The following is a 613-nucleotide window of genomic DNA, read 5'->3' on the forward strand; positions in this document are numbered from 1 at the left end:
GTTCGCCTTCCTTGAAGGCGCTGTCGGTGATCTCGCGCAGCTTGGCGCGGTAGTGGTTCAGGGTGCCGACGTGCCCCCAGTTGATCTCGTCGGGGCTGGTCTCGAAATGGTCCGCGCTGAGGGCGGTGAGCCGCTCCTGCATGGCGTCGATCTCGAACTTCGCGGCAAGGAAGGCGTCGAGGGCCTTGGAATTGTCGGTCGCGCGGCGGGTCATCGTGGTGGCTCCGTAGTCGGATGCATCGTTGTCCTGCATCCGTGTTCGCTCTGTCCGCGATGCTTATCAACTGAATAAGCACCTGAAACTGAATGATAATCGGAGATGCCGATGCAGGGTATGAGCGAGCGCCAGTATGCCGCCCATGCCGGACTGTCGCGGGGCGCCATTCAGAAGGCGAAGGCTGCAGAGCGCCTGGTGCTTTTCGCCGACGGCAGCATCAACGCGGCGGCCAGCGACGCCAGACGAGCCGAGACGACGGATCCGTCCAAGACCCGAAAGCCGCCCGCGCCGAAGCTGAAGCCTGTTCCCGAGGCGGCCGTGGCCGCCGTCGGCGACACTCTCCGAGAACAGGGGCTGGCGGTTCCGGCGGTCGGCGGCGGCACGACCTTCCTGCAG

1 protein-coding gene and 1 pseudogene are annotated in these 613 nt (G+C 65.3%); one reads left to right on the forward strand and one right to left on the reverse strand.

Translation table 11 applies throughout. From position 1 onward, the window contains the following. Positions 1-214, reverse strand: a 214-nt coding sequence (locus E3D03_RS21195) for a hypothetical protein (protein ID WP_263568574.1), incomplete at its 3' end; no start/stop codon positions are given. A 111-nt stretch (positions 215-325) separates the two neighbouring features. Between E3D03_RS21195 and E3D03_RS21200 the strand changes: the two are divergent. Further along, positions 326-613 (forward strand): annotated as a pseudogene (locus E3D03_RS21200) (hypothetical protein); the annotation flags it as partial.

The organism is Paracoccus sp. DMF, assembly GCF_004407025.1.
In the GTDB taxonomy this organism is placed as follows: Bacteria; Pseudomonadota; Alphaproteobacteria; order Rhodobacterales; family Rhodobacteraceae; genus Paracoccus; species Paracoccus aminovorans_B.